Genomic DNA, 23160 nt, shown 5'->3' with positions numbered 1-23160 from the left:
TCTTTTAGAATAAATGAGAACTTTTTGCCTGGAAATGAGAGCTCTTCTATATAGAATGGGCCCTTCTCGTAAAGAATGGACCTTTGCGGCGAAAGAATGAGCCGTTCTCGGGAAGAATGGACCCTTGCGGCGAAAGAATGAGCCCTTCCCGAAATAAACGAGTGCTTTCCCATTTTCCAACCCTGTCCTGGTCCAATTTATCATTTCTGCAGACCGTATTTTGCCGATGATGCTATACTAGAAACACAGTAATCATCGAAAGAGGCGCGGTTATGTCTTCAGCGGATTGGAATATGAAAACGTTCATGAAAGGTGCGTCGATTTTGACGATCTCGGCGATTGTCGTCAAATTGCTGGCGGCGGTGTACCGGATTCCGTTTCAGAATCTTGTGGGCGATAAAGGATTTTACATTTATCAGCAGGTGTATCCTTTCATCGGGATTTTTATAGTATGGACGTCCTACGGTTTTGCAGTGGCGGTATCAAAGCTGCTGGCGGGGAGTGCGAGCAAGGGTGAATCGAAAGCGGTCATGCGGATTGCGTTGATCTATTTGACTTGCCTGTCTGTATCATTCTTCATTATTTTGATGGTATTTGCTCCGTTCTTTGCAAACGCGATGGGGGATGCCCAACTTGTTTCTCTGCTTCGGGCGGGGGCATATATTGTGCTTATCATGCCGATGCTTGCGGTATTGAAAGGTTCATTCCAATCGGAGGGCCGGATGACGCCGGTTGCTGTTTCGAATGTTGGTGAACAGGCGTTGCGAGTGGCGATTATCCTCGTTGGAACGTGGGTGGCGGTGCGCGCGGGTGCTTCCCTTTACACGGCTGGTGAAGTGGCGATGTGGGGTGCCGTTATCGGGCAGGCGTTAGGGGTTGTCATTCTTGCCCTGTTTTACAGAAATGCCTATAAAGGACCGCTTGAACGGGTAGATACATGGGGAATCGTAAAGGAGTTGACGTTCGTCAGTTTGAGCGTCAGCGCAAGTTCGCTCATCCTGCTGCTGTTTCAGATGGTAGATTCATTTACCGTCTACAATAGTTTACTTGCGAAGGGGATTGTCGCGGACGCTGCAATGGAGATGAAAGGCGTCTATGACCGCGGGCAGCCACTTGTGCAAATGGGGATTTTGATTGCCTCCACTTTGGCGCTTGCGATCGTCCCGCTGATATCCCATCATGCGGCGAAGAAAAGTGGGCGGGGAGCGGAGCCGTTCATCCAACTGACGTTCCGTACGGCTTTTTTATTTGGATGGGCGGCAGCGGTAGGACTCGCGCTTGTTCTGCCGTATGTGAATGAAATGCTGTTTGAGACGCGCGACGGTTCGGTGGCGCTCATCATTTTTTCCTTCCAAATCTTTTGGCTGTCGCTCATTTTGCCGTTAACGGCGATCTTGCAGGGGGCAGGGAAAGTGAAAGTGCCGACATTGCTGCTTTTCGGTGGTCTTCTCGTGAAAGTGATAGCGAATCAATGGCTCGTTCCACATGTTGATGTGACGGGGGCGGCGGTTGCTGGGAATATCGGGTTTACGGTGATTGCACTCGGACTTTTGCTTTATTTCAAAAAGGTCTGGTCGGTGCGTCTTGCACCTGTCCGTTTTTATGGGTGGTTGTTGACGGCGACGGCGGCGATGGTTGCGGTCATCATTCCGTGGATGATTGTTGCAGACCAGTTTTTATTCGACAATCTATCGTCGCGGATTGGGGCGACGTTGACTGCTCTGACAGCAGTAGTGCTAGGGGCGGGCGTTTTTCTGATTGTGGTGATGAAATCGCGTATAATGGCGGAGAAGGAATGGTACTTGCTGCCGTTCGGAAGAAGATTTGCGCGCGTGCAATTATGGTTAACTAAAAATAGAAGGTGAATGGATGAATACAATTACGATTATCGGCCTTGGGGCAGGAGACTTGGATCAGCTGTCGATTGGTACATATCGCAAGTTGAAGTCGGCAGAGTTCGTCATTGCGAGGACGGATCAGCATCCTGCGGTTGAAGAATTGCGGGCGGAAGGCATGGAAATTGATAGCTTTGACGCGATTTACGAGAAAAATGAATCGTTTGAGCAAGTGTACGAGGAAATTACAACGAAATTGATCGCCTTGGCTGAAGAACGGGCGGTGACGTATGTTGTGCCAGGACATCCACTCGTTGCGGAGCGGACGGTGCAGTTATTAATTGAAAAAGAAAGTGAAGGGCTGGCACAGCTTGAGATAGTTGGCGGCAACAGCTTTTTGGATCCGATTTTTGCAGCATTGCGGATTGACCCGATTGAGGGATTCCAGCTGTTGGACGGTACGGATATGGCGCGGGATGATGTGCAGATGACGCAGCATGTGCTCATTGGACAAGTGTATGACGCGTTCGTCGCTTCCGAAGTGAAGCTGTCGCTCATGGAAAAATATGCGTATGATCATCCCATAACAATCGTGACAGCGGCAGGTTCTTCATTGGAAAAGCTTCGAACTGTGCAGCTGTTCGAATTGGACCGGGAGACGGAGATTGATAATTTGACGACGATTTACGTGCCGCCGATTGTGGAACGTGAAGGGCGTCTGAAGGAGTGGTCGACATTCCGGGAGATCATCGCAGCTTTGCGCGCTCCAGACGGTTGTCCATGGGACCGTGAACAGACGCATGAGTCTTTGAAGCGTTATTTGCTTGAGGAAGCGCATGAGTTGCTTGAGGCGATTGACCAGGAAGATGATGAAGGAATTATTGAAGAACTGGGAGATGTCTTGCTGCAAGTGTTCCTGCATGCGCAAATTGGTGAAGATGACGGTTATTTTGCGATGGAAGACGTGTTGCAGTCAGTCGGAGAGAAGATGATTCGCCGCCATCCACATGTGTTCGGGGATCGAGAAGTTGAGAATTCGGATGAGGTTTTGAAGAATTGGCAGGAAATCAAAAAGGCGGAGAAGCCACTAGTTGAATCGCTCTTGGACGGACAGGCGCGCCATAGTTCTTCGCTTCTCACTTCATTTAATTACCAAAAGGAAGCGGCAAAGGTCGGGTTCGATTGGCCGGATATTGAAGGGGCTTTCGATAAATTCGAGGAAGAATGGCAGGAATTTAAGGTTGAAGTGGAGAATGGTACGAAAGGGAGCCAGACGGATGAGTTGGGGGATGTGTTCTTTACGCTTGTTAACTTGTCGAGGTTTTTGAGGCTGTCTCCTGAGGAAGCGATGGCGCATGCGAATGAGAAATTCAAGCGTCGCTTCTCGTTTGTCGAGCAAAGTGTACAAGAAGGCAGAGGGGCGTTTTCTGCTTATACGCTAGACGAACTGGATGGATTTTGGCAGCAGGCAAAAGAGGGGGAAAAGAAATGAGACTGGATAAATTTTTGAAAGTGTCGCGTTTGATTAAGCGCAGGACGTTGGCGAAGCAAGTGGCGGACCAAGGTCGGATTACGATTAATGGTAAGGTGTCGAAAGCGTCATCGGTTGTGAAACCGGGCGATGAGCTTGCGATTCGATTCGGGCAGAAGATCGTTACGGCAAAAGTCGAGATGCTGAAGGAATCGACGAAGAAGGAAGACGCGGCGATGATGTATACGATTTTGAAAGAAGAGAAGCTTGAAAAGGTGGAACCTGAGTTTATTGACGATGAAGATTGAGGGCATGACAGGAATTATTCCTGTCATGTTTTTTTATGCGCACGCATAGGATGGCAGTGAACGTACAAGCAAAGGAGGAATAGTATGCAAATCCAGACGGATAGTCCAACATACGCAATTCCATCGGGAGATCATGTCGTCACGATGCGAAACAGAAAACGAATGGATCTTACATCTGTAAAAACAATCGACCGGTTTGACCAAGAGGAATTTATCGTCCGGACATCTCAGGGGGTACTAGTAATTCGCGGGGAGGAGCTGCGCATCGTCCATTTGGATGTCGACAAAGGGCTTCTTACTTTGGAAGGGACGATTGGTACGATGCAATATGACGAAGAAGATTCAGGTTCACGTAATTTCCTCCATAAATTATTTGGATGAGTCTCTCCGTCCAGTTTCTTAGTTTACTTGCAATGATTGGGACAGGCATCGGTGCCGGGGCTTCTATGGATTTGATCGGCACGGGTATCGATGCGGCCGGAAAACGATCGATTATCCGGAAATATGCAGTTCTCTTAGAAGTGATCGGTTGGATAATCGTCGGTTGTGCATCTTTTTACATTCTTTTTTTAGTAAGGGACGGAGCTTGGAGGATGTATGATCCGGTTGCCCAGATTTGTGGCATGCTGTTGTATGCATCGATTTTCCACCGTCCTTTCCGATTTTTCGGTAGGCTTTTGAATATGTTACTTATTAAGCCGGTTTGGTTTGTTATTTTATTCATCATTCGAGTGATTAGCGGGATTTTCCGATTGCTTTTCAAGATACTGCTGTTCCTTTTGAAACCCTTTTTCTATCTTTATGATATAATCTATGAATCTCTCTTTAAAAACAGTGAGAAATGATGTATAATTTATTAACTTATCGAATTTCGAACTGTAATGAGAGGGAGTGCAGACATGGAGCAAAGGAAAAGGAAATCATCCAAGACCGTTGCATCGATTGAAACTGAATATGTCCGCTCGTTGCGTAAAAAGGAAATTTGGAGAAACAAGCAAAAGAGGCGGCTCAAGAAAAAGTTATTTATCTACGCAATCATTGCTATTGCTGTATTCGGCGGTTTGACGAATATGTTTATTCAACAAAAGCAGACATTGCAGGATAAGGAGCAGCAAAAAAAGGAAATGCTTGCACAGTTGGAAGAAGTGAAGGAAGAGCAGGATCTTCTTAAAAAGCAACTTGTGAAATTGGACGATGATGACTATATTGCCAAGCTAGCACGTAAAGAGTATTTTTTATCTGATAAAAATGAAATCATCTTCTCGGTTCCTGAAAAAAAGAAGAAAAATGACGAAAAAGATGACGGAAAAGAGTAGTCTTATTGACACTCTTTTTTTGTTGGCTATAATGAAAGTAAGGATCTTGCATTTGCAGGACTCGCCATATGGTAAAAAGGCTCCTAAATTGGAGTCGTTTAAATCTTAAGGAGGAGCATTTTTTTTATGTCAATTGAAGTAGGCAGCAAGTTACAGGGGAAAGTTACAGGGATCACAAATTTCGGTGCGTTCGTGGAACTGCCGAACGGTTCAACTGGTCTGGTCCATATTAGTGAGGTAGCGGACAATTACGTTAAGGATATTAATGACCACCTAAAAGTAGGCGACATGGTTGAAGTTAAAGTGATGAACGTCGGCACTGATGGCAAAATCGGGTTATCGATCAGAAAAGCGAAACCGGAAGCTGAGCGTCCTCAACGCCCTCAACGTCCTCGTCACAGCGGTGGCCGTCCTAGCAATACTGAGCGTCCAGAGAATTTTGAGCAAAAAATGGCGAAATTCATGAAAGATAGTGAAGAGCGCCTTTCAACTTTGAAAAGAGCAACAGAATCTAAACGCGGTGGCCGTGGCGCAAGAAGAGGGTAACTTGCTGGCTGTTTCAATTAGTGGAAATGTAAATCTTTTATTTCATAAAGTGACCTGGTATCTAAATGATGCTAGGTCGCTTTTTTGCGTGCAACAAAGATGTAGGAACGAGAAAGTTTTTGGTGGAAACGAGAAGTTAACTCGGAGAAATGAGAAGTTACTTGGCTTAAACGAGAACTTACCGGGATGAATGAGAAGTTATTGGGTTGGAATGAGAACTTATTTAGAATAAATGAGAAGTTACTACAGGTAAATGAGAACTTTTCGGTATAAGTTCAGGGATATCTGCTATACAAAGGGCATGTTTTATCGATGAATAACTATTTATCGGACTTTGTTTGGCATGATTCGCATCATAAGAATCAAATCGAGTCGATTCGATAAGAAGAGAAGGCTGTTAATGAGGTATGTGTGATTGGTAGAGTTTATGCGAGTCTGGGTACGAAAAAGGCGGCCTGTCTTATGACAGGCCGCCTACACATTTCTTATTGTCTAGCTTCAACGACCAGGCCTTCGGGTCATAATTCAACCCAGCTTAAGTGGCAAAAGGCGCCACTACGCTGGGTTGAATTATGCCTGTCAGGCCTAAGCGGTCGTTTCCGCTTTTCTTATTGTCCAGCTCCGGCGGCCAGATGCTCGGGGTCATAAGACAACCCGGCTAAGTGGCAAAAAGCGCCACACGCCGGGTTGTCTTATGCCTGTCGCATCTAACCAGGCCGCCTACGCTTTTCTTATTGTCCAGCTGCGAGCGTCAGCCTCTCGGGATGCTTCAGCCTTGCTGTTAAAGGCAAAGAGCGCCTTTAACCTCAAGGCTTCCAGCACCTGTCGAGGCTAAACGACGCTCTTCGCTTTTATTTTATAGCGGCGGAGGGGGTCGAACCCACGACCTTACGGGTATGAACCGTACGCTCTAGCCAGCTGAGCTACGCCGCCATGATGTTCAATTGATTTGAACGACAATAATCATAATACAACGGTCGACCGTGTCTGTCAACCTATCGTTGGAAAATAGAAAAATACTTCGGATTGAGTCGAAACATTTTTTCAGCCCCTTGTCAGAAACAGACAAATTCTTTGGCTTGACCTATGTATACTCAGGGACAAGTAAACATAGGGGGAATGTGGAGATGAAGATGGTAGGCAATCTTGAAAGACCAATCGTTCAGCAGATCCGGCAAGTGGTTGACTCAGTGGGGCAGAAGAAGATGTATGTACTGTTGGCTGCCTTTTTTTTACTTAGCACCTTTTTCTTGTCGCAGTCTGTGCTGTTTGACGCGGCGGTTCCATTTTTCTTGCCGGTTTGGGCATTGGCACAGGCGAGGTTCAGAAAGCACCTGATTTATGTGTTTATTGGAGGAATGGCTGGGGGAGCTGTTCTCGGGTTAGGACAAGCCGTTATTCATTTATTGCAGTTGCTGTTATTCAATGTAGTGAGCAAGCATCCATGGATGCGGAAATCCATTCCGTTGACAGTTGCCGGAACGATCATTGTTGTTCAAGTTCTTTGGCAATTTATTATGCATAGTGGACAAACACCTGTGGATGTTCAGTTGACGATCGGGTTTGAAGCAATATTAGCTCTTTTTATGACGTTTTTCCTTTTCGTCGCTTTTCCTCATAGGGAGCGCATCTTTTTCGGACAATGGACTCCGGAGCGACTTGGTGCAGTGTGCATCGTTGGGATTATGGCGACGACAGGCATGGGGAGTCTGATGGTTGGTCCGATTTCGATTTCAGGATTGCTGTTGCATCTTACTATTTTGCTAGCTGCTTTGGCGGGGGGACTGCCGTTTTCGACGACAATTGCCATGATGATCGCGGCAATTGCGGGCGTTGCTGAATTATCGTTTACAGGAATGATGGCCGTGTATGGAATGACGGGCTTTTTTGCTGGCGCGTTAAGCCGGCTCGGGAAATTGGGGATTGCAACGGGGGCTTTGGCAGTCTCTGTCTTTTTCCTCATGTATGATTTGACGTTGCCGCTCGACACATCGCATTTTCTAACAATCGGGCTTGCTACTATCATTTTTTTCTTCATTCCGACAAAGAAAGTCGAACCGATCGGCCATATGATCAAACCTGGGGAACCGGACATCTCCGTGAAGCGGCAAAAATGGCTGACAGACAGATTGGATGAGCAATTGGCCGATTTTCAGCAGTTTGCCGAATTCATGTCCAATCTTGTCAATGAACGGTTTACGGCGGATGATGCGGAACTGACACAGAAGGTACCGTCCATTTGTCAGTCATGCTTCCGTTATTCGAAATGCTGGGATGGGAATGAAGAAGGGATGTCACGGCTACTCTATGAATGGGAGACAACCTATTCCGCAACGAAAAAAGCGGCGCGACATCGTGTCGAGGAAAGGATCAAATATAAGTGCATCCGTTCATCAGGGCTGATCACGGAGCTTGAAGAGTCGGCATCCAATCATCTTCTCATGGGACAGCTTCAACATGGCAGGAAGATGTTAGCGTTGCAATTAAGGGATATGAGCAGTCATTTGGAAAAAATTATGAATGATATTAAAGGAGAGTTGACTGTCAACCATCTCGCAGAGGAGGAGCTTGGAAAGCATCTGCATGCACAGGGCATTGAATATTATCAGATTGATATTTTATCCGAGCAGAAGGGCGCTTATCGAATTGTTTGTTCCATCCCTGAGAAGCGGTCAGATTTTGAAACGGAGACGACGGTGGCGGAGCGGCTTATTTTACCCTTATTGGAGGAAGTTTACGAGGAGCCATTTAAAGTGGAAAAGTCAGTTGTCGTTCAAGATCCGTTTCCACATATACAACTCATTTTCAGTTCAGCTGTCCGTTTTTCAATGGATTATGGAATTGTGGCGACAGCAGGGGGAGGGACATTCCATGCGGGAGATGCGTATGAAATCTTCCCAATTCACGACGGCTTAACCGCAGTTCTATTGTCGGACGGGATGGGACATGATATGAATGCTTATCGGGAAAGTCGGAAAGTGATACGGCTTATGCGTGAATGCTTGGACCGTAAGATGGATCCGGAAACGGCGATGCACACGTTGCATTATATGATGTCCTTGAACGGTTTGGATGATATGTATGCGACACTCGATTTGGCGTTGATTGATTTGCAGGACGGGAGGCTGTGGTCCTGGAAAGCCGGATCGATGAGTACGTATATTAAGCGGGGACAGGATTTTCTGCGTCTCGACAGCAAATCAGTTCCTTTCGGGTTTTTGCCATCATTCTCGGTGGAGGCTAAAAATGAGGAGTTGAAATCGGGGGATGTTATTGTCATGCTGACGGATGGCGTGTTCAACGGTTCAATAGCAATTGAAAAGCAGGAAGATGTGCTTTACGACATTTTGGAAAAGTATCAGCACTTGTCGTGTGAATCGATTGCGGACCGCATCACGTCCGAAATGGAAAGAAGATTTGGGATTGTTGCAGACGATCGAACCGTGCTCGTCATGAAAATTGATCATGTATTGCCAAAATGGATGACCATCAAACCGACGAACCGATATATTTCACAGGAAAAGGTTATGCGATAGAATAGAGATAGATTGAAATATTGGAGGAGCGGCTTGTGAAAGCGTTTGAGAGAAAGGTTCTTGATTTCATAGACAATGAAAATTTGCTGAGACCAGGGCAACGGGTCCTTGTTGCCTGCTCGGGCGGGGTAGATTCGGTAGCGCTTCTACTTTTTGCGGCAACCCTTCGCGAAAGACTTCAAATTGAGTTGGCGGGCATTCATGTCGATCATATGCTAAGGGGGGAGGAATCTGCGGAAGATGGGCACTTCGTGAAAGGGATATGCGACAGACTGGAAATCCCTTTCTTTGGAGGCAATGTGCCGGTGCCTGCAATACTGGATGAACAAGGTGGCAATGTCCAGGACATCTGCCGTTCTGGCAGGTATGCCTTTTTCAGTGAAGTGATGAAGACGGAGCGGTATGATGTATTGGCGACAGCTCATCATGCTGAAGATCAGTTGGAGACAGTGCTCATGCAGTTGTCAAAAGGGAGCATCCCGACCGGAATTTCCATTAAACGAAAAATGAATGGCGGAACGGTCATCAGGCCGTTCCTCCCCGCGATGAAGGAGGAGCTTCTAGCATATACGAGGGAGCAAGGGGTACGTTTCAGGGAGGATCCGAGCAATGAAAGTGATGCGTATTTGAGAAATAGGCTGCGTCATCAGGTAGCTCCCATCATTTTGGCGGAAAATCCTTCAGCTGCACTCAATGTTGTAAAAATGACTACCGGGTTGCAAGAGGATAGGGAACTGTTGGACAAGTTGGCGAAAGAAAGTTTTGACTCGATGGTCACATACACACTTGATGGGGATCCGGCCTTTGAGCAAGATCGTTTTACAGATATGCACACTGCTTTACAAAAACGGTTCATTCTACTACTATTGAAGTATCTTTACAATGGGGAAAGTATACCTGTTGAATACAACACGGCATTGTTGGAGCAACTGCATCACCATTTATCTGCAAGGCATGGGAATGTTTCGATAGATCTTCCAAGAGGCTATCGGTTTGTGAGGGAATACAGCAATGTTACATTTGTGAAGAACTTGGAAAATCAAGTTGGCCCGCCGCAAATATTGCCAAAAGGCGAATGGGTAAGGTGGGGAGACATGCTGCTATCTTGGGATGATGCAGAAGACTGTAACAACGATGGTTGTGAGCGACAGTATTTCGACTTGCCAGATTCCGATTTACCTTTGCATGTCAGAGGCAGAAAAGACGGCGATCGGATTTTACTTCCCGGCATGGATAAACCAAAGCGATTGTCCAGATTGTTTATTGATGAAAAGATTGGTGCAAAAAGGCGGCAAAGACTACCTATTATCACCACTGCGCATGATGAAATTTGCGCCATTCCTGGCGTGCGATATGGCATCCCGTTCAAAAGTCGGAAAACAGAACAGGAAAAGTACATATTTAAAGTGAGAAAATGTAATAATCTTATTTAGAAAAGAGGTATTTCGATGTTAGGGAAAGATATCGAAGAAGTATTAATTTCAGAAGAAGAGATTCAAGAGAAAGTTGCAGAGCTTGGTGCTGTACTTACAGCGGACTATCAAGATAAATTCCCGCTTGCCATTGGTGTCCTTAAAGGTGCTTTGCCTTTCATGAGTGACCTTATCAAGCGCGTCGACGCATACATTGAACTCGACTTCATGGATGTATCGAGCTACGGGAACGCAACTGTATCCTCGGGCGAAGTGAAAATCATCAAAGACTTGAATACAAGTGTTGAAGGACGTGACGTCCTAATTATCGAAGACATCATCGACAGCGGAAAGACATTGAACTATTTGGTCGATCTTTTCAAATACCGGAAAGCAAAATCCATTAAGATCGTGACGCTGCTCGATAAACCAACGGGGCGAAAAGTGGATTTAAAAGCGGACTACGTAGGATTCCTAGTTCCTGATGCTTTCGTTGTCGGTTATGGTCTCGACTATGCAGAAAAATATAGGAATTTGCCTTATATCGGTGTATTGAAAAAGGAAATTTACACTTTCTGAAAGCTTTTCAACAAACCTTTAGTAAGGGGCGATGGAAAGCTTTTTCCATATGCGTTTTAGAAGGTTGACATTCTATTATCTTTGTCGCGAAGCCGGTGCATTCACAAATAGAGGTGTTTTCTTAAGAATTCACCTCGATAAGTAAGGCATTTCCTTTGTAGGTTGAATCTGTTATATGATAAGATTTACAATAGTTTTCTGTTGAAAGAAATGAGGAGGCTTGGGATGAATCGTATACTTCGATACTTTCTACTATACGGATTGATCTTCCTTGCAATTATGGGGATTTTCAGTTCGCTAAATAATCCAAACCCAAAGACAAAAGAGATTCCGACAAATGAATTTTATGAGGCTTTGGAAAAAGGCAATATTGAATCGATATCGTTTCAACCTGTCGCGGGCGTTCTGACTGTTGAAGGGGTCATGAAAGGATATGAAGAGGGTGAAAAATTCACCACTAATATCCTGACGGAAGATTCCGATTCTGTCATGGCAGATCTCAAGACTGTTGGAGAAACGAAAAACCCAGAATTCAATGTTCAAAAAGCACCGGAAACAAGTGCTTGGGTTGCCTTCTTTACAGGGTTAGTTCCATTCATCATCATTATCATCCTATTCTTCTTCTTATTGAATCAAGCGCAAGGCGGCGGTGGCGGCCGAGTTATGAATTTCGGTAAGAGCAAGGCGAAGCTTCACTCGGATGATCGCAAGAAAGTCCGTTTCACGGATGTTGCAGGTGCAGATGAAGAAAAAGCAGAGCTTGAAGAAGTCGTGGACTTCCTGAAGGATTCACGTAAATTTGCTGAACTTGGAGCTCGTATTCCGAAAGGGATTCTGTTAGTCGGTCCTCCGGGAACAGGTAAAACATTATTAGCGCGTGCGGTTGCTGGTGAAGCTGGCGTGCCGTTCTTCTCGATTTCCGGTTCGGATTTCGTTGAGATGTTCGTTGGGGTCGGGGCATCCCGTGTCCGTGACTTGTTCGAAAACGCGAAAAAGAATGCGCCATGTATCATCTTCATTGACGAGATCGACGCAGTTGGACGTCAACGTGGCGCTGGTCTAGGCGGCGGTCACGATGAGCGTGAACAGACATTGAACCAGCTCCTAGTTGAAATGGATGGGTTCGATGGCAATGAAGGAATCATCATTGTTGCAGCGACGAACCGTCCGGATATTCTGGACCCGGCACTACTTCGTCCAGGACGTTTTGACCGCCAAATTACAGTTGGCCGTCCGGATGTCAAAGGCCGCGAAGCAGTACTTAAAGTTCATGCTCGCAACAAGCCTCTTGACGATACTGTCAATATGAAGGCACTTGCACAACGAACACCTGGATTCTCTGGAGCGGATCTAGAGAACCTGTTGAATGAAGCGGCACTTGTCGCAGCACGACGTGGCAAAGCGAAGATTGACATGGCGGATATCGATGAAGCGACGGACCGTGTTATTGCAGGTCCAGCGAAAACGAGCCGTGTCATTTCCGAGAAGGAAAGAAATATCGTCGCATTCCACGAAGCTGGGCACGTTGTTGTCGGGCTCATGCTCGATGATGCTGAAATCGTCCATAAAGTGACAATTGTTCCTCGTGGCCAAGCCGGTGGTTATGCGGTCATGTTGCCGAAAGAGGACCGTTACTTCATGACGAAACCGGAACTTCTCGATAAAGTTGCAGGCCTGCTCGGTGGGCGTGTAGCGGAGGAAATTGTTCTTGGTGAAGTATCTACTGGGGCGCATAATGACTTCCAACGTGCTACTGGTATTGCTCGTTCCATGGTGACAGAATACGGAATGAGCGACAAACTCGGACCGATGCAATTTGGTCAAGCGCAAGGCGGCAACGTGTTCCTTGGCAGGGATTTCAATTCCGAGCAGAACTATTCCGAATCGATCGCTTACGAAATCGACCAGGAAATGCAAAGCATCATCAAGGGACAATACGAGCGTACGAGAGAGATCCTTACTGAGAATCGCAATTTACTTGATTTGATCGCAACGACTCTTCTTGAAGTTGAAACATTGGATGCAGAGCAAATCAACCACTTGAAAGATCATGGCACATTACCGGATCGTCCGTACGATACAAACGGAAATGGCAAAGCCGAAGTGGAGGAAAAGTCTGCGGAAGCCGAATCGGAAAAAGACACAGTCAACCCCGATTCAACCGGTGCTCCTGCTGATCCATCCATTGCAGATCTTCCGAAGGAGAATGAAGGGGACGCAACACTTCCTCCGATTGACGAACAAAGAAGAGATTGACGTAAATAGAAAATTCCATTTCGGTCGGCTGCTTTTTAAGGCAGTCGACTGTTTTTATTTCCCGCAAGTATGTTATCATCCAGCTATGGGTGGCAACTTCTCGGGTCGCTTCGGTCTTGAAAGAAAAGGCAAAGAGCGCCTTTTTTTCAAGCCCTCCACCGCCTGTCGAAGCTGGACGCCACCCTCCGCTTTTGTTATGATATCCAGGAAAATGACGAATGTTAGCGAGGAAAAACAAATGATCTTAGTATTGGATACTGGTAATACGAATATCGTCCTTGGCGTCTATGATCAAGGCGAATTGAAATATCATTGGCGCATGGAGACATATCGGCATAAGACAGAAGATGAATATGCCATGTCTGTAAAAGCGCTGTTTTCCCATGTCGGTCTCGATTTTGAAGATATCAATGGCATCATCATCTCCTCTGTCGTTCCACCGGTCATGTTTCCGCTAGAGCAGATGTGCAGAAAGTATTTCAACCAGCGTCCGCTCGTTGTAGGTCCTGGAGTCAAAAATGGACTGAACATTAAATATGAAAACCCGCGTGAAGTGGGGGCGGATCGAATCGTTAATGCCGTGGCGGCCACTCATGAATATAAAGGCCCGCTGATCATTGTCGATTTCGGAACTGCAACGACATTTTGTTATGTGAATGAAAAGAACGAGTACATGGGCGGTTCAATTGCGCCGGGAATCGGTATCTCGATGGAAGCTTTATTCGATCGGGCGTCAAAATTGCCGCGCGTCGAATTGGCACGCCCGGATCATGTTATCGGTAAAAATACAGTATCGGCGATGCAATCGGGCATTGTCTTTGGTTATGTTGGACTTGTCGAGGGTATTGTTGGACGGATGAAAGCACAAAGTAAGGAAGAGCCGACAGTCATCGCAACTGGTGGTCTCGCTGAATTGATTGCCAGCGAGACGAATGTAATTGATGTCGTTGACAATTTCCTCACGTTGAAGGGCCTTCATTTGATTTACGAAAGAAATGTCTAAAAGGAGTAGAAATGAATGAATGATTATTTGATAAAAGCATTGGCTTTTGACGGAACAATCCGTGCATATGCAGTCAATTCAACAGAATCTGTGGCGGAGGCTCAAAAGCGGCATCATGTATGGCCGACTGCGACAGCCGCTTTAGGCAGAACGATGACTGCAGGTCTCATGATGGGGGCGATGCTAAAAGGGAATGATAAATTGACGGTTAAAGTCGAGGGGAATGGACCCGCCGGCCCGATTGTCGTCGATGCGAATGCACAAGGCGAGGTAAGAGGGTACATCACCCACCCGCAAACTCACTTCGAGTTGAATGAAAAAGGGAAATTGGATGTCCGTCGTGCAGTCGGTACGGAAGGGATGCTCACTGTCGTGAAAGACCTTGGGCTTCGTGATTTCTTTACAGGGCAAGTACCGATCGTATCCGGTGAAATTGCGGAGGACTTCACCCAATATTTCGTAGTCTCTGAGCAAGTCCCTTCTGCTGTCGCGTTAGGCGTTCTTGTCAATCCAGATAATACGGTAAAAGCTGCTGGGGGCTTCATTATCCAAGTGATGCCAGGTGCGACGGATGAAACGATCAGTCAATTGGAAAAGAAGTTAGCCGACATTGAGCCGATTTCAAAGCAAATCGATCGTGGCTTGAGTCCCGAAGAGATTCTAAAAGAAGTCCTAGGCGACGATCAGGTGGAAATTCTTGAAAAAATGGATGTGGCGTTTCAATGCAATTGCTCTAAGGAGCGCTTCGGCAACGCAATTATCGGGCTTGGCGAACAGGAAATCCGCGAAATGATCGACGAAGATGGGCAGGCGCAGGCGGAATGCCATTTCTGCATGGAAAAGTATTTGTATCCGAAAGAAGAATTAGAAGGATTTATCGATGAGATACGGTCACAATCATAATGTTCAAGAGCCAAACCCTCAAAGACGAAAATTAAAAACGAAACCGTTGCTCGTTTTGATCGGTATCCTTTTTGTGTGCAATGTCTTTTGGTTCATCGGATGGCTCATCCCTGATAAATCGAAGCAACCTGATGAAGAGGTTGCTTCGGTTGCGGGTGAACCGATCACGAGAGTGGAATGGATGACTGCAATGGAAAAGGAAGTCGGTCGGGAAGTCTTGCTCGATTTAGTGAATAATAAGGTGATGGAAACGGCAGCGAAGAAATACGGCATCGAAGTGACGGATGAGGAAGTCGATCTTGAACTCGCTTTAATCACATCGGTGGATGGGCGGACACATTCGGGTTTGGATACCGAGCAAACGCGCCAACAAATTCGTTCAACACTCATCTTGGAGAAGGTGTTATCGAATGATGTTGTGATAGATGATGATGCTGTTCAATCGTTTTATGATAAGAATGAATCGCTATACAATATTCTAACCGCCTATCGAACTTCCGTTATTATTACCCCAACGAAGAGTGAGGCGGAACAGGCATTGGACGAGTTGTCGAAGGGTTCTGGTTTTGATGGGCTTGCGAAGGAACTTTCAACTGACCTTGCATCTGGCAGTTTAGGCGGTGACATCGGTTATATTAATGCCGACACGCAATCAATCGATTCCGCAATCTATCAAGCTGCTTCAGAACTGAAAGAAGGAAAGACCAGCGATGTTGTCAGCCTGCAGGATGGTACATATGCAATTGTTCGAGTGAATGAGGTAATAGAAGGCAGACGATTCTCATTTGACGAAGTGAAAGAGCATATCAAACGTGAACTTGCGATCGAACAGCTGCCGCAATCGGTTAATCCGGAAGCGTTCTGGAAGGAATTCGATGCAAAATGGTTTTATGGTAAATAAATGATATGTGCGCCGCCTGAAAAATCTTCGGGCGGTTTTTTAGATTACTATAGCGGTGAGAGGGAAAGGATAAAGTGGGATATTATTGATTGACACTTCTCACAATATAGGTGTAGTATTAATACTATAAAACATATCAAATAAGTAGGGATTAGGAGTGGGTTTGGATGAATAGAGTAGGGAATACGATTGCGGATCTCGTTGGGCAAACACCATTAGTGAAATTAAACAGGATGGCGAGACCGGATAGCGCGGATATCTATCTGAAACTGGAATACTTCAATCCTGGTTCAAGCGTCAAGGATCGGATAGCGCTGGCGATGATTGAAGCTGCCGAAAAGTCAGGGGATTTGAAGGAGGGCAGCACAATTATCGAGCCGACAAGTGGCAACACGGGAATCGGTCTCGCGATGATTGCGGCCGCTAAAGGTTATAAGTCTGTACTTGTCATGCCGGATACGATGAGTTTGGAACGTCGTAATTTATTGCGCGCGTACGGTGCTGATCTGGTCCTCACTCCTGGAGCTGAGGGGATGAAAGGCGCCATCAGTAAAGCAGAAGAACTTTCTAAGGAAAATGGCTGGTTCATGCCTCAACAATTCAATAACGAAGCGAATCCCGAAGTCCATCGTTTGACTACTGGTCCGGAAATTGCGGATGCGCTAGATCGAGTAGATGCTTTCATTTCTGGAATCGGGACGGGTGGTACGATTACAGGGGCCGGCAGTGTCTTGAAGGAACGTTTTCCTGAAGTGAAAATAATCGCTGTTGAGCCTACGGATTCGGCAGTGCTGTCAGGTGGTCAGCCGGGCCCGCATAAGATTCAAGGCATTGGCGCGGGCTTCGTACCAAAAGTGTTAGATACCGATATTTATGACGAAATTATTCAAGTTACGAATGACGAAGCGTATGATACGGCGAGACGCGCTGCTAAGGAAGAGGGCATTTTGGGCGGAGTTTCATCAGGCGCGGCTATTTTTGCTGCACTTCAAGTTGCGGAGAAGCTTGGAAAAGGAAAGAAAGTCGTGGCGATTCTTCCGTCGAATGGCGAACGTTACTTAAGTACACCACTTTACCAGTTTGACGAGGAATAAGTGCATAGCGTGAAAGGGAGCCTACCATGGCTCCTTTTTTGTTCTGCAAACTTGATAATGGTAGCGTAAACAATGGTTTACAAGTTAAGATATAGCTATTATGAATAGCTGGGGGATATGAAGATGGATAGAATGTATCCGGAATACAAGAAAGCGAAAATGACGAAGGAACAGTTTTTTTATGCCTATAAAGAACTTGCAGAAACCGCTGAAAAACACATCTTGCTTGAGAGTGGGCGTGCAGGAAAGTATTGCATCGCGGGAATTGATCCGCTTGTCACGATGAAAGCGATAGGGAGTCAGTCGCTGGAGCTGAAGTGGAGGGATGGGTCATGTGAAGTGAGGGAGGGTGAACCTCTTAAACTTCTAACGGAATTTAATGAGTCGATGAAAATGGATCATCTTCCGGAACTGCCGGATTTCCAAGGAGGCGCCATCGGGTTCATCAGTTACGATTATGTAAGAACGTATGCACCGATCCCGAACACCGCCATTGATGACCTTGAAACACCGGATCTCTTTTTCTATTTATTCGATCAGTGGACAGTCCTTGACGTAGAGAAGGAAGTTGCCTTTTTCATGACATTGCCTGGGCGTGAATTGGACGTCTCTGTGTTGGAAAATGAGTGGATTGCCGCTGCTTCTACTGGTTTGGAGAAGCAAGTGCATAGTGGTAAAGGATCTACAATTCAAATCGCTAGGCCTGAAAACGTGGAAGTGTCGGTCACAGGACCGCAGTTCGAACAAATGGTACGTGACGTTCAACGCTATATTGCGCAAGGAGAAGTGGAACAAGTTAACTTATCTGTCCGACAATCAAAAACACTGACTGCCGATCCGCTATTGATGTACGAAGCGCTGCGCTCTTTCAATCCGTCGCCGTATATGGCGATGATTGGCGCAGAAGATTTTGCCGTCGTTTCAGGATCGCCTGAATTGCTGCTTAAAAAGCGGGACGCTGAATTGAGCACGCGTCCGATCGGGGGAACGAGGCCAAGAGGAGCTACAATAGCTGAAGATGAAGCACTCGAAAAAGACCTGCTATCCAATGAAAAAGAAAAAGGCGAGCATCTGATGCTTGTTGACCTTGAACGCGAAGACTTCGAACGGGTCTGTGTTCCGGAAACTGTCGAAACGGATGAATTCATGGTAATTGAACGGTACTCCCACGTTATGCATCTTGTATCGAATGTCCGCGGAACGTCATCTCCCGATTTGTCGACTGCGGATATTATTAAAGGCGTATTTCCCGGAGGCTCCATCACAGGTTCTCCGAAGCTTCGGACGATGGAAATTATCGAGGAGCTGGAACCGACGCGCAGAGGGCTCTATACCGGTTCGATCGGTTGGATCGGTTTCAACGGGGATATGGAGTTGAATATCGTTATCCGGACTGCGTATATAAAAGAGGGCGTCGCCCATATTCAGGCAGGGGCAGGTCTTGTTGCAGACTCGGTTCCGGAAGCCGAATACGTGGAATCGTTGAATAAAGCGCAGGCGCTTTGGCAAGCGAAGGACATGGCAGAAACAGCAGAAGCAAAAGCGTAAAAGACGAAGGGAGTCGGGCCTCATATGTTATGTTGGATGAATGGCGAATTCATACAGGCGGAAGACTTGCGTATTTCCCCTTTCGATCATGGGTTTTTATACGGTGCGGGTTTTTTCGAGACGTTCAGGACGTATGAGGGACATGTGTTTTTATTCCAGGAACATATGAACAGGCTGCGTGCGGCGTTGAATGAATATCGAATTTCGATGCCTTATACAGATGAAGAGATAGCGGAGGCGATCCGCAGTTTAGATGACCAATCGGACGGGCGGGATGGCTATTTCCGCTTGAATGTGTCCGCGGGCGTCCATGATATAGGTCTGGCCCCTTCTATATACGAGTCGCCAACGATTATTTTATTTCGAAAAGAGCTTGCAGCTGCGCCGCGGGGGACAGAAAAGAAGGCGGTGTGGCTTGAAACGGAAAGAAATCTTCCGGAAAGCGAAGTCCGCCATAAATCACATAACTTCCTGAACAATGTCCGGGGCCGCCTGGAATTACCCTCGTTGAAAGATCATGAAGGCCTCTTCCTCACCGGAGAGGGGTTTGTCGCGGAAGGTGTGACATCAAATGTCTTTTGGGTGAAGGACGGAACATTGTATACCCCTTCGATTGAAACCGGGATATTGCCAGGCACGACGAGAGCTTTTGTTTTGGAGCTTGCCGCGAAGTTGGGTATGGTGGTGCGAGAAGGGCTATTCACAAAGGATGAAATGGAGTTGGCGGACGAAGCGTTTGTTACAAACGCTGTGCAGGAACTCGTCCCGTTGTCTTTAGTAGGCAAGCAATCATTGCCGGGAGCTTCGGGGGTTTATTATCAAAAATTGCACAGCCTATATGTGCAGGCGATAGATGGAATGAAAGAAGGTTAAATTTGTGGAACTGACGAAAGCGAAAGGCATATATCATTTTGGCAATACGGAATTGGATTTTAAAAGGGAGACTGTCGTGATGGGCATTTTGAATGTCACGCCGGATTCCTTTTCGGATGGAGGTAAGTATGGTCGGATTGACGCAGCGCTGAAACATGCGGAAGAAATGCTTAAAGATGGTGCGGAAATTATCGATATTGGCGGAGAATCGACGCGGCCGGGCCATGCGCCCGTCTCGCTTGAAATGGAGTTGGAGCGCACGGTTCCAGTAATTGAGGCGCTCTCTCGGGAATTGGATTGCGTCATTTCGATTGATACATATAAAGCGAATGTTGCGGAGGCGGCACTTCAAGCGGGTGCTCACATTATCAATGACATATGGGGAGCGAAGCGCGAGCCAAGAATTGCGGATGTGGCAGCGACTCATGGTGTGCCGATCATCCTTATGCATAACCGGGAAGTGGCGGAGTATGATGGGCCTTTCATGGATGAGGTAATGGCAGATTTGGAAGAGAGTGTGGAGATTGCGCGTAATGCAGGGGTGTTAGAAGAGAACATTTGGGTGGATCCCGGCATCGGGTTTGCCAGGGATCTAGAGCAGAACATACTGACAATGCAAGGATTAAGACGTATTTCAAATATGGGTTATCCCGTCTTGCTAGGCACGTCCCGGAAATCGATGATCGGCAATATATTGGACCTGCCGGTTGATGAACGCATGGAGGGGACTGGCGCAACGGTTTGTTACGGAATTGAACACGGCTGCCATATTATGCGTGTGCACGATGTAAAAGCGATCTCTCGAATGGTTAGGATGATGGATGTGTTGACAGGCAAGACGGAATTGACGGCTAATTGATTGATAAGGGGGTTATGCGAAATGGATTATATTCATTTGAATGAAATGGCGTTTTACGGCTATCACGGTGCGTTGAAGGAAGAGACGGTATTAGGACAGCGTTTTCGGGCGAGTGTTTCGCTTGCTGTTGATTTGGCTGAAGCGGGACTGACGGATGACTTGAAGAAGACGGTCAATTATGCGGAAGTATTCGATGTTTGCCGTTCAGTCGTCGAAGGCCAACCGCGGAAATTGATTGAATCTGTTGCTGAGGAGATTGCCCGATTAGTCATGGAAAAGTTTTCAACACAAGTGAAAGGCGTCCGTGTCGTGCTAATCAAACCGGATCCTCCAATAGCTGGGCACTACGCGTCTGTTTCCGTCGACATTACAAGAGGTCAATTCGTATGAAGAGGGCGTATTTATCGATAGGCTCAAATATGGGGGACCGATTGCATCATTTGACGGAAGCGGTACGCGCACTTCATTCGCACGGTGGGATAGAGGTGACTGAAGTCTCTTCGATCTATGAAACAGAACCTGTCGGGTATACGGACCAGGATAGCTTCTTGAATTTGGCCGTAGGTTTGGAGACGTCGCTTGATCCGTTTGAATTATTAAGTGTGTGTCAGGGAATTGAGAACGATTTGGGTCGTGTCCGCGAAATCAGATGGGGTCCCCGGACTGTAGACCTTGACATTTTGCTTTATAATAACGACAATATTGAATCAGAGAACTTAATAGTTCCTCACCCTCGAATGGGGGAAAGGGCTTTTGTTCTTGTGCCCCTATTGGAAATCGCGCCCGACATCGTACGGCCTGAAGGGAAAGTCGATGACGGCGGCGTTATATGTTGGAGAAAAGTTGAGGGAGTCTATCAATTCCTGAATGGGAAATGAACGGCTTTGCGTCGCCATCATTGTGGCGGCTTTTTTTACATAAGAAGTTAAGATTGTGTACAATAGGAACATGCCATCCGGCGTGAGGGATAACTAATGAAGGAGTGAATGAAATGTCCCATTTGGATGAAATGAACGATCAGCTGCTGGTGAGACGCCAGAAGATGGATGAACTACGGGAGAACGGTCTGGACCCATTTGGTGCAAAGTATGAGCGGACGCATCTATCTACTCAAATTCGCACGCAATACGAAGACCTTTCAAAAGAAGATTTAGATGAAACGACGCATGAAGTGAGCATTGCAGGAAGGATCATGACGAAACGCGGGAAAGGGAAGGCTGGTTTTGCGCATATCCAGGACCTTGGCGGCCAAATTCAAATCTACGTCCGTCAAGATGCGGTAGGCGAAGAAGCTTACAAAATTTTCGAGAACGCTGACTTAGGAGATATCGTCGGGGTTAAAGGGAATGTCTTTAAAACGAAGGTCGGCGAACTTTCGATTAAGGCGACTGAATTTACATTCCTTACTAAAGCGCTTCGACCGCTTCCGGATAAGTTCCACGGTTTGAAGGACATTGAACAGCGTTATCGCCAACGGTACCTAGATTTAATATCTTCCGAGGAAAGCAGGAAGACATTCATCACGAGAAGCCGCATCATTCAATCGATGCGACGCTATTTGGATGGACAAGGCTTCTTGGAAGTCGAAACACCAATGCTTCATGCTATCGCCGGGGGAGCATCTGCCCGTCCGTTCGTTACACATCACAATACACTTGATATGACATTGTACATGCGGATTGCGATCGAACTTCATTTGAAGCGTCTGATTGTCGGCGGCCTTGAGAAAGTTTACGAAATCGGGCGAGTTTTCCGGAACGAAGGAATCTCTACGCGTCATAACCCTGAATTTACAATGATCGAGCTATATGAAGCGTATGCAGATTATAAGGATATCATGGAACTTACAGAAAATATGATCGCCCACATAGCGGAAGAAGTACTTGGCGCAACGCAAGTGAAATACGGCGAAGACATTATCGATTTGTCCCCTGGCTGGAAACGTCTGCACATGGCCGATGCTGTCAAAGAGTATACAGGCGTCGATTTTTGGAAAGAAATGACGAAGGAAGAAGCCCATGCGCTTGCAAAAGAACATGGAGTCGAAGTGACATCGATGATGGAAGTCGGTCACGTCTTGAATGAATTCTTTGAACAAAAGGTGGAAGAGCAACTCGTCCAACCGACATTTGTTTACGGACATCCAGTGGAAATCTCTCCACTTGCGAAGAAGAATCCTGAAGATGAGCGTTTCACAGATCGTTTTGAGTTATTCATCGTGCGACGTGAGCATGCAAATGCATTTACTGAGTTGAACGATCCAATCGATCAACGTGCACGCTTTGAAGCTCAATTGGTTGAAAAGGAACAAGGGAACGATGAAGCGCATGATATGGATGAAGATTTCATAGAAGCACTCGAATACGGACTTCCGCCAACAGGTGGCCTTGGGATAGGTATAGACCGTCTTGTGATGTTGTTGACAAACGCACAATCTATTCGGGATATACTATTATTCCCGCAAATGAGGTCGAAGGAATAACGATAACGTAAGGGGGAAAGTGCTGCGCAATCATAATGGGAGCATGATTGTGCAGCCTTACCTTTATATGAATGAAGAAAGATGAAAGCTTTTTTAAAATAAGTGTTGCAATCAAAAAGACAAGCTGATATAGTAAATAACGTTGCGTTTCCGATAAGTAACTAACCACTTCAAAACAGCTTAAAACTTTTCAAGAAAAGTTGTTGACATCGGAATTGCGAGATGGTATTATATAAGA

21 protein-coding genes and 1 tRNA gene are annotated in these 23160 nt (G+C 46.4%); 21 read left to right on the top strand and 1 reads right to left on the bottom strand.

The annotated features are described in order from the left end of the window. Nucleotides 1-272: 272 nt before the first annotated feature. The 7 genes from SLU01_RS17070 to SLU01_RS17040 all read left to right on the top strand — a co-directional run bounded on the left by SLU01_RS17070 (nucleotide 273) and on the right by SLU01_RS17040 (nucleotide 5476). Nucleotides 273-1865 carry a putative polysaccharide biosynthesis protein gene (locus SLU01_RS17070; RefSeq protein ID WP_147060595.1) on the top strand — a complete coding sequence of 531 codons (1593 nt, stop codon included), beginning with the start codon at nucleotides 273-275 and terminating at the stop codon, nucleotides 1863-1865. A gap of 4 nt (nucleotides 1866-1869) precedes the next feature. Then, entirely contained in the window at nucleotides 1870-3327 is a 1458-nt protein-coding gene (gene yabN / locus SLU01_RS17065) for a bifunctional methyltransferase/pyrophosphohydrolase YabN (protein WP_147060593.1), read from the top strand. Further along, entirely contained in the window at nucleotides 3324-3614 is a 291-nt protein-coding gene (locus tag SLU01_RS17060; protein ID WP_147060591.1) for an RNA-binding S4 domain-containing protein, read from the top strand. Before yabN ends, SLU01_RS17060 begins: the two co-directional genes overlap by 4 nt. 84 nt (nucleotides 3615-3698) lie before the next feature. Beyond that, nucleotides 3699-3995: a sporulation protein YabP gene (yabP, locus tag SLU01_RS17055; RefSeq protein WP_147060589.1), complete on the top strand. Its 297-nt coding sequence runs from the start codon at nucleotides 3699-3701 to the stop codon at nucleotides 3993-3995. Next, nucleotides 3992-4459 carry a spore cortex biosynthesis protein YabQ gene (gene yabQ, locus SLU01_RS17050; RefSeq protein WP_147060587.1) on the top strand — a complete coding sequence of 156 codons (468 nt, stop codon included), beginning with the start codon at nucleotides 3992-3994 and terminating at the stop codon, nucleotides 4457-4459. The genes yabP and yabQ overlap by 4 nt, the downstream gene beginning before the upstream one ends. A 54-nt stretch (nucleotides 4460-4513) precedes the next feature. Further along, the gene (locus SLU01_RS17045) at nucleotides 4514-4930 is read left to right on the top strand and encodes an FtsB family cell division protein (RefSeq protein ID WP_170232741.1); all 417 of its coding nucleotides are present in this window, start codon (nucleotides 4514-4516) and stop codon (nucleotides 4928-4930) included. A gap of 126 nt (nucleotides 4931-5056) precedes the next feature. Further along, nucleotides 5057-5476 (top strand): S1 domain-containing RNA-binding protein, encoded by a 420-nt coding sequence (locus tag SLU01_RS17040; protein WP_147060583.1) that lies wholly within the window; start codon nucleotides 5057-5059, stop codon nucleotides 5474-5476. An 859-nt stretch (nucleotides 5477-6335) separates the two neighbouring features. Here the strand turns inward: SLU01_RS17040 and SLU01_RS17035 are convergent. After that, nucleotides 6336-6409, bottom strand: a tRNA-Met gene (locus tag SLU01_RS17035). 194 nt (nucleotides 6410-6603) lie between these two features. Between SLU01_RS17035 and SLU01_RS17030 the strand changes: the two genes are divergently transcribed. From SLU01_RS17030 to lysS, 14 genes are all read left to right on the top strand, one after another. Continuing rightward, the gene (locus SLU01_RS17030) at nucleotides 6604-9012 is read left to right on the top strand and encodes a SpoIIE family protein phosphatase (protein WP_147060581.1); all 2409 of its coding nucleotides are present in this window, start codon (nucleotides 6604-6606) and stop codon (nucleotides 9010-9012) included. A 35-nt stretch (nucleotides 9013-9047) separates the two neighbouring features. Continuing rightward, nucleotides 9048-10445 carry a tRNA lysidine(34) synthetase TilS gene (gene tilS, locus SLU01_RS17025; RefSeq protein ID WP_147060579.1) on the top strand — a complete coding sequence of 466 codons (1398 nt, stop codon included), beginning with the start codon at nucleotides 9048-9050 and terminating at the stop codon, nucleotides 10443-10445. 15 nt (nucleotides 10446-10460) lie between these two features. Beyond that, a complete protein-coding gene (gene hpt / locus SLU01_RS17020) occupies nucleotides 10461-11003 on the top strand; it encodes a hypoxanthine phosphoribosyltransferase (protein ID WP_147060577.1) in 543 nt (180 codons plus the stop codon). 225 nt (nucleotides 11004-11228) lie between these two features. Beyond that, a complete protein-coding gene (ftsH, locus tag SLU01_RS17015) occupies nucleotides 11229-13259 on the top strand; it encodes an ATP-dependent zinc metalloprotease FtsH (RefSeq protein ID WP_147060575.1) in 2031 nt (676 codons plus the stop codon). 238 nt (nucleotides 13260-13497) lie between these two features. Beyond that, complete coding sequence (locus SLU01_RS17010) at nucleotides 13498-14262, top strand: type III pantothenate kinase (RefSeq protein WP_147060599.1); 765 nt, start codon at nucleotides 13498-13500, stop codon at nucleotides 14260-14262. Between the two features lie 15 nt (nucleotides 14263-14277). Beyond that, nucleotides 14278-15165, top strand: coding sequence for an Hsp33 family molecular chaperone HslO (hslO, locus tag SLU01_RS17005; protein WP_147060573.1), 888 nt, complete (start codon nucleotides 14278-14280; stop codon nucleotides 15163-15165). Further along, a complete protein-coding gene (locus SLU01_RS17000) occupies nucleotides 15143-16066 on the top strand; it encodes a peptidyl-prolyl cis-trans isomerase (RefSeq protein WP_147060571.1) in 924 nt (307 codons plus the stop codon). Before hslO ends, SLU01_RS17000 begins: the two co-directional genes overlap by 23 nt. Nucleotides 16067-16233: 167 nt before the next feature. Continuing rightward, the gene (gene cysK, locus SLU01_RS16995) at nucleotides 16234-17160 is read left to right on the top strand and encodes a cysteine synthase A (protein ID WP_147060569.1); all 927 of its coding nucleotides are present in this window, start codon (nucleotides 16234-16236) and stop codon (nucleotides 17158-17160) included. A gap of 123 nt (nucleotides 17161-17283) precedes the next feature. Continuing rightward, nucleotides 17284-18708 (top strand): anthranilate synthase component I family protein, encoded by a 1425-nt coding sequence (locus tag SLU01_RS16990; RefSeq protein WP_147060567.1) that lies wholly within the window; start codon nucleotides 17284-17286, stop codon nucleotides 18706-18708. Between the two features lie 24 nt (nucleotides 18709-18732). Then, the gene (gene pabC / locus SLU01_RS16985) at nucleotides 18733-19581 is read left to right on the top strand and encodes an aminodeoxychorismate lyase (RefSeq protein ID WP_147060565.1); all 849 of its coding nucleotides are present in this window, start codon (nucleotides 18733-18735) and stop codon (nucleotides 19579-19581) included. Nucleotides 19582-19585: 4 nt separating this feature from the next. Beyond that, entirely contained in the window at nucleotides 19586-20440 is an 855-nt protein-coding gene (gene folP / locus SLU01_RS16980) for a dihydropteroate synthase (RefSeq protein WP_246111031.1), read from the top strand. Between the two features lie 21 nt (nucleotides 20441-20461). Continuing rightward, nucleotides 20462-20830 carry a dihydroneopterin aldolase gene (gene folB, locus SLU01_RS16975; protein ID WP_147060563.1) on the top strand — a complete coding sequence of 123 codons (369 nt, stop codon included), beginning with the start codon at nucleotides 20462-20464 and terminating at the stop codon, nucleotides 20828-20830. Then, nucleotides 20827-21318 (top strand): 2-amino-4-hydroxy-6-hydroxymethyldihydropteridine diphosphokinase, encoded by a 492-nt coding sequence (gene folK / locus SLU01_RS16970; protein WP_147060561.1) that lies wholly within the window; start codon nucleotides 20827-20829, stop codon nucleotides 21316-21318. The genes folB and folK overlap by 4 nt, the downstream gene beginning before the upstream one ends. 113 nt (nucleotides 21319-21431) lie before the next feature. Continuing rightward, complete coding sequence (gene lysS / locus SLU01_RS16965; protein WP_147060559.1) at nucleotides 21432-22922, top strand: lysine--tRNA ligase; 1491 nt, start codon at nucleotides 21432-21434, stop codon at nucleotides 22920-22922. Nucleotides 22923-23160: the final 238 nt, after the last annotated feature.

It is taken from the genome of Sporosarcina luteola, from assembly GCF_007991495.1.
Classification (GTDB): Bacteria; Bacillota; Bacilli; order Bacillales_A; family Planococcaceae; genus Sporosarcina; species Sporosarcina luteola.
The sequence above is the reverse complement of the archived record's forward strand: the minus strand, read 5'-3'. Positions and strand labels throughout refer to the sequence as shown.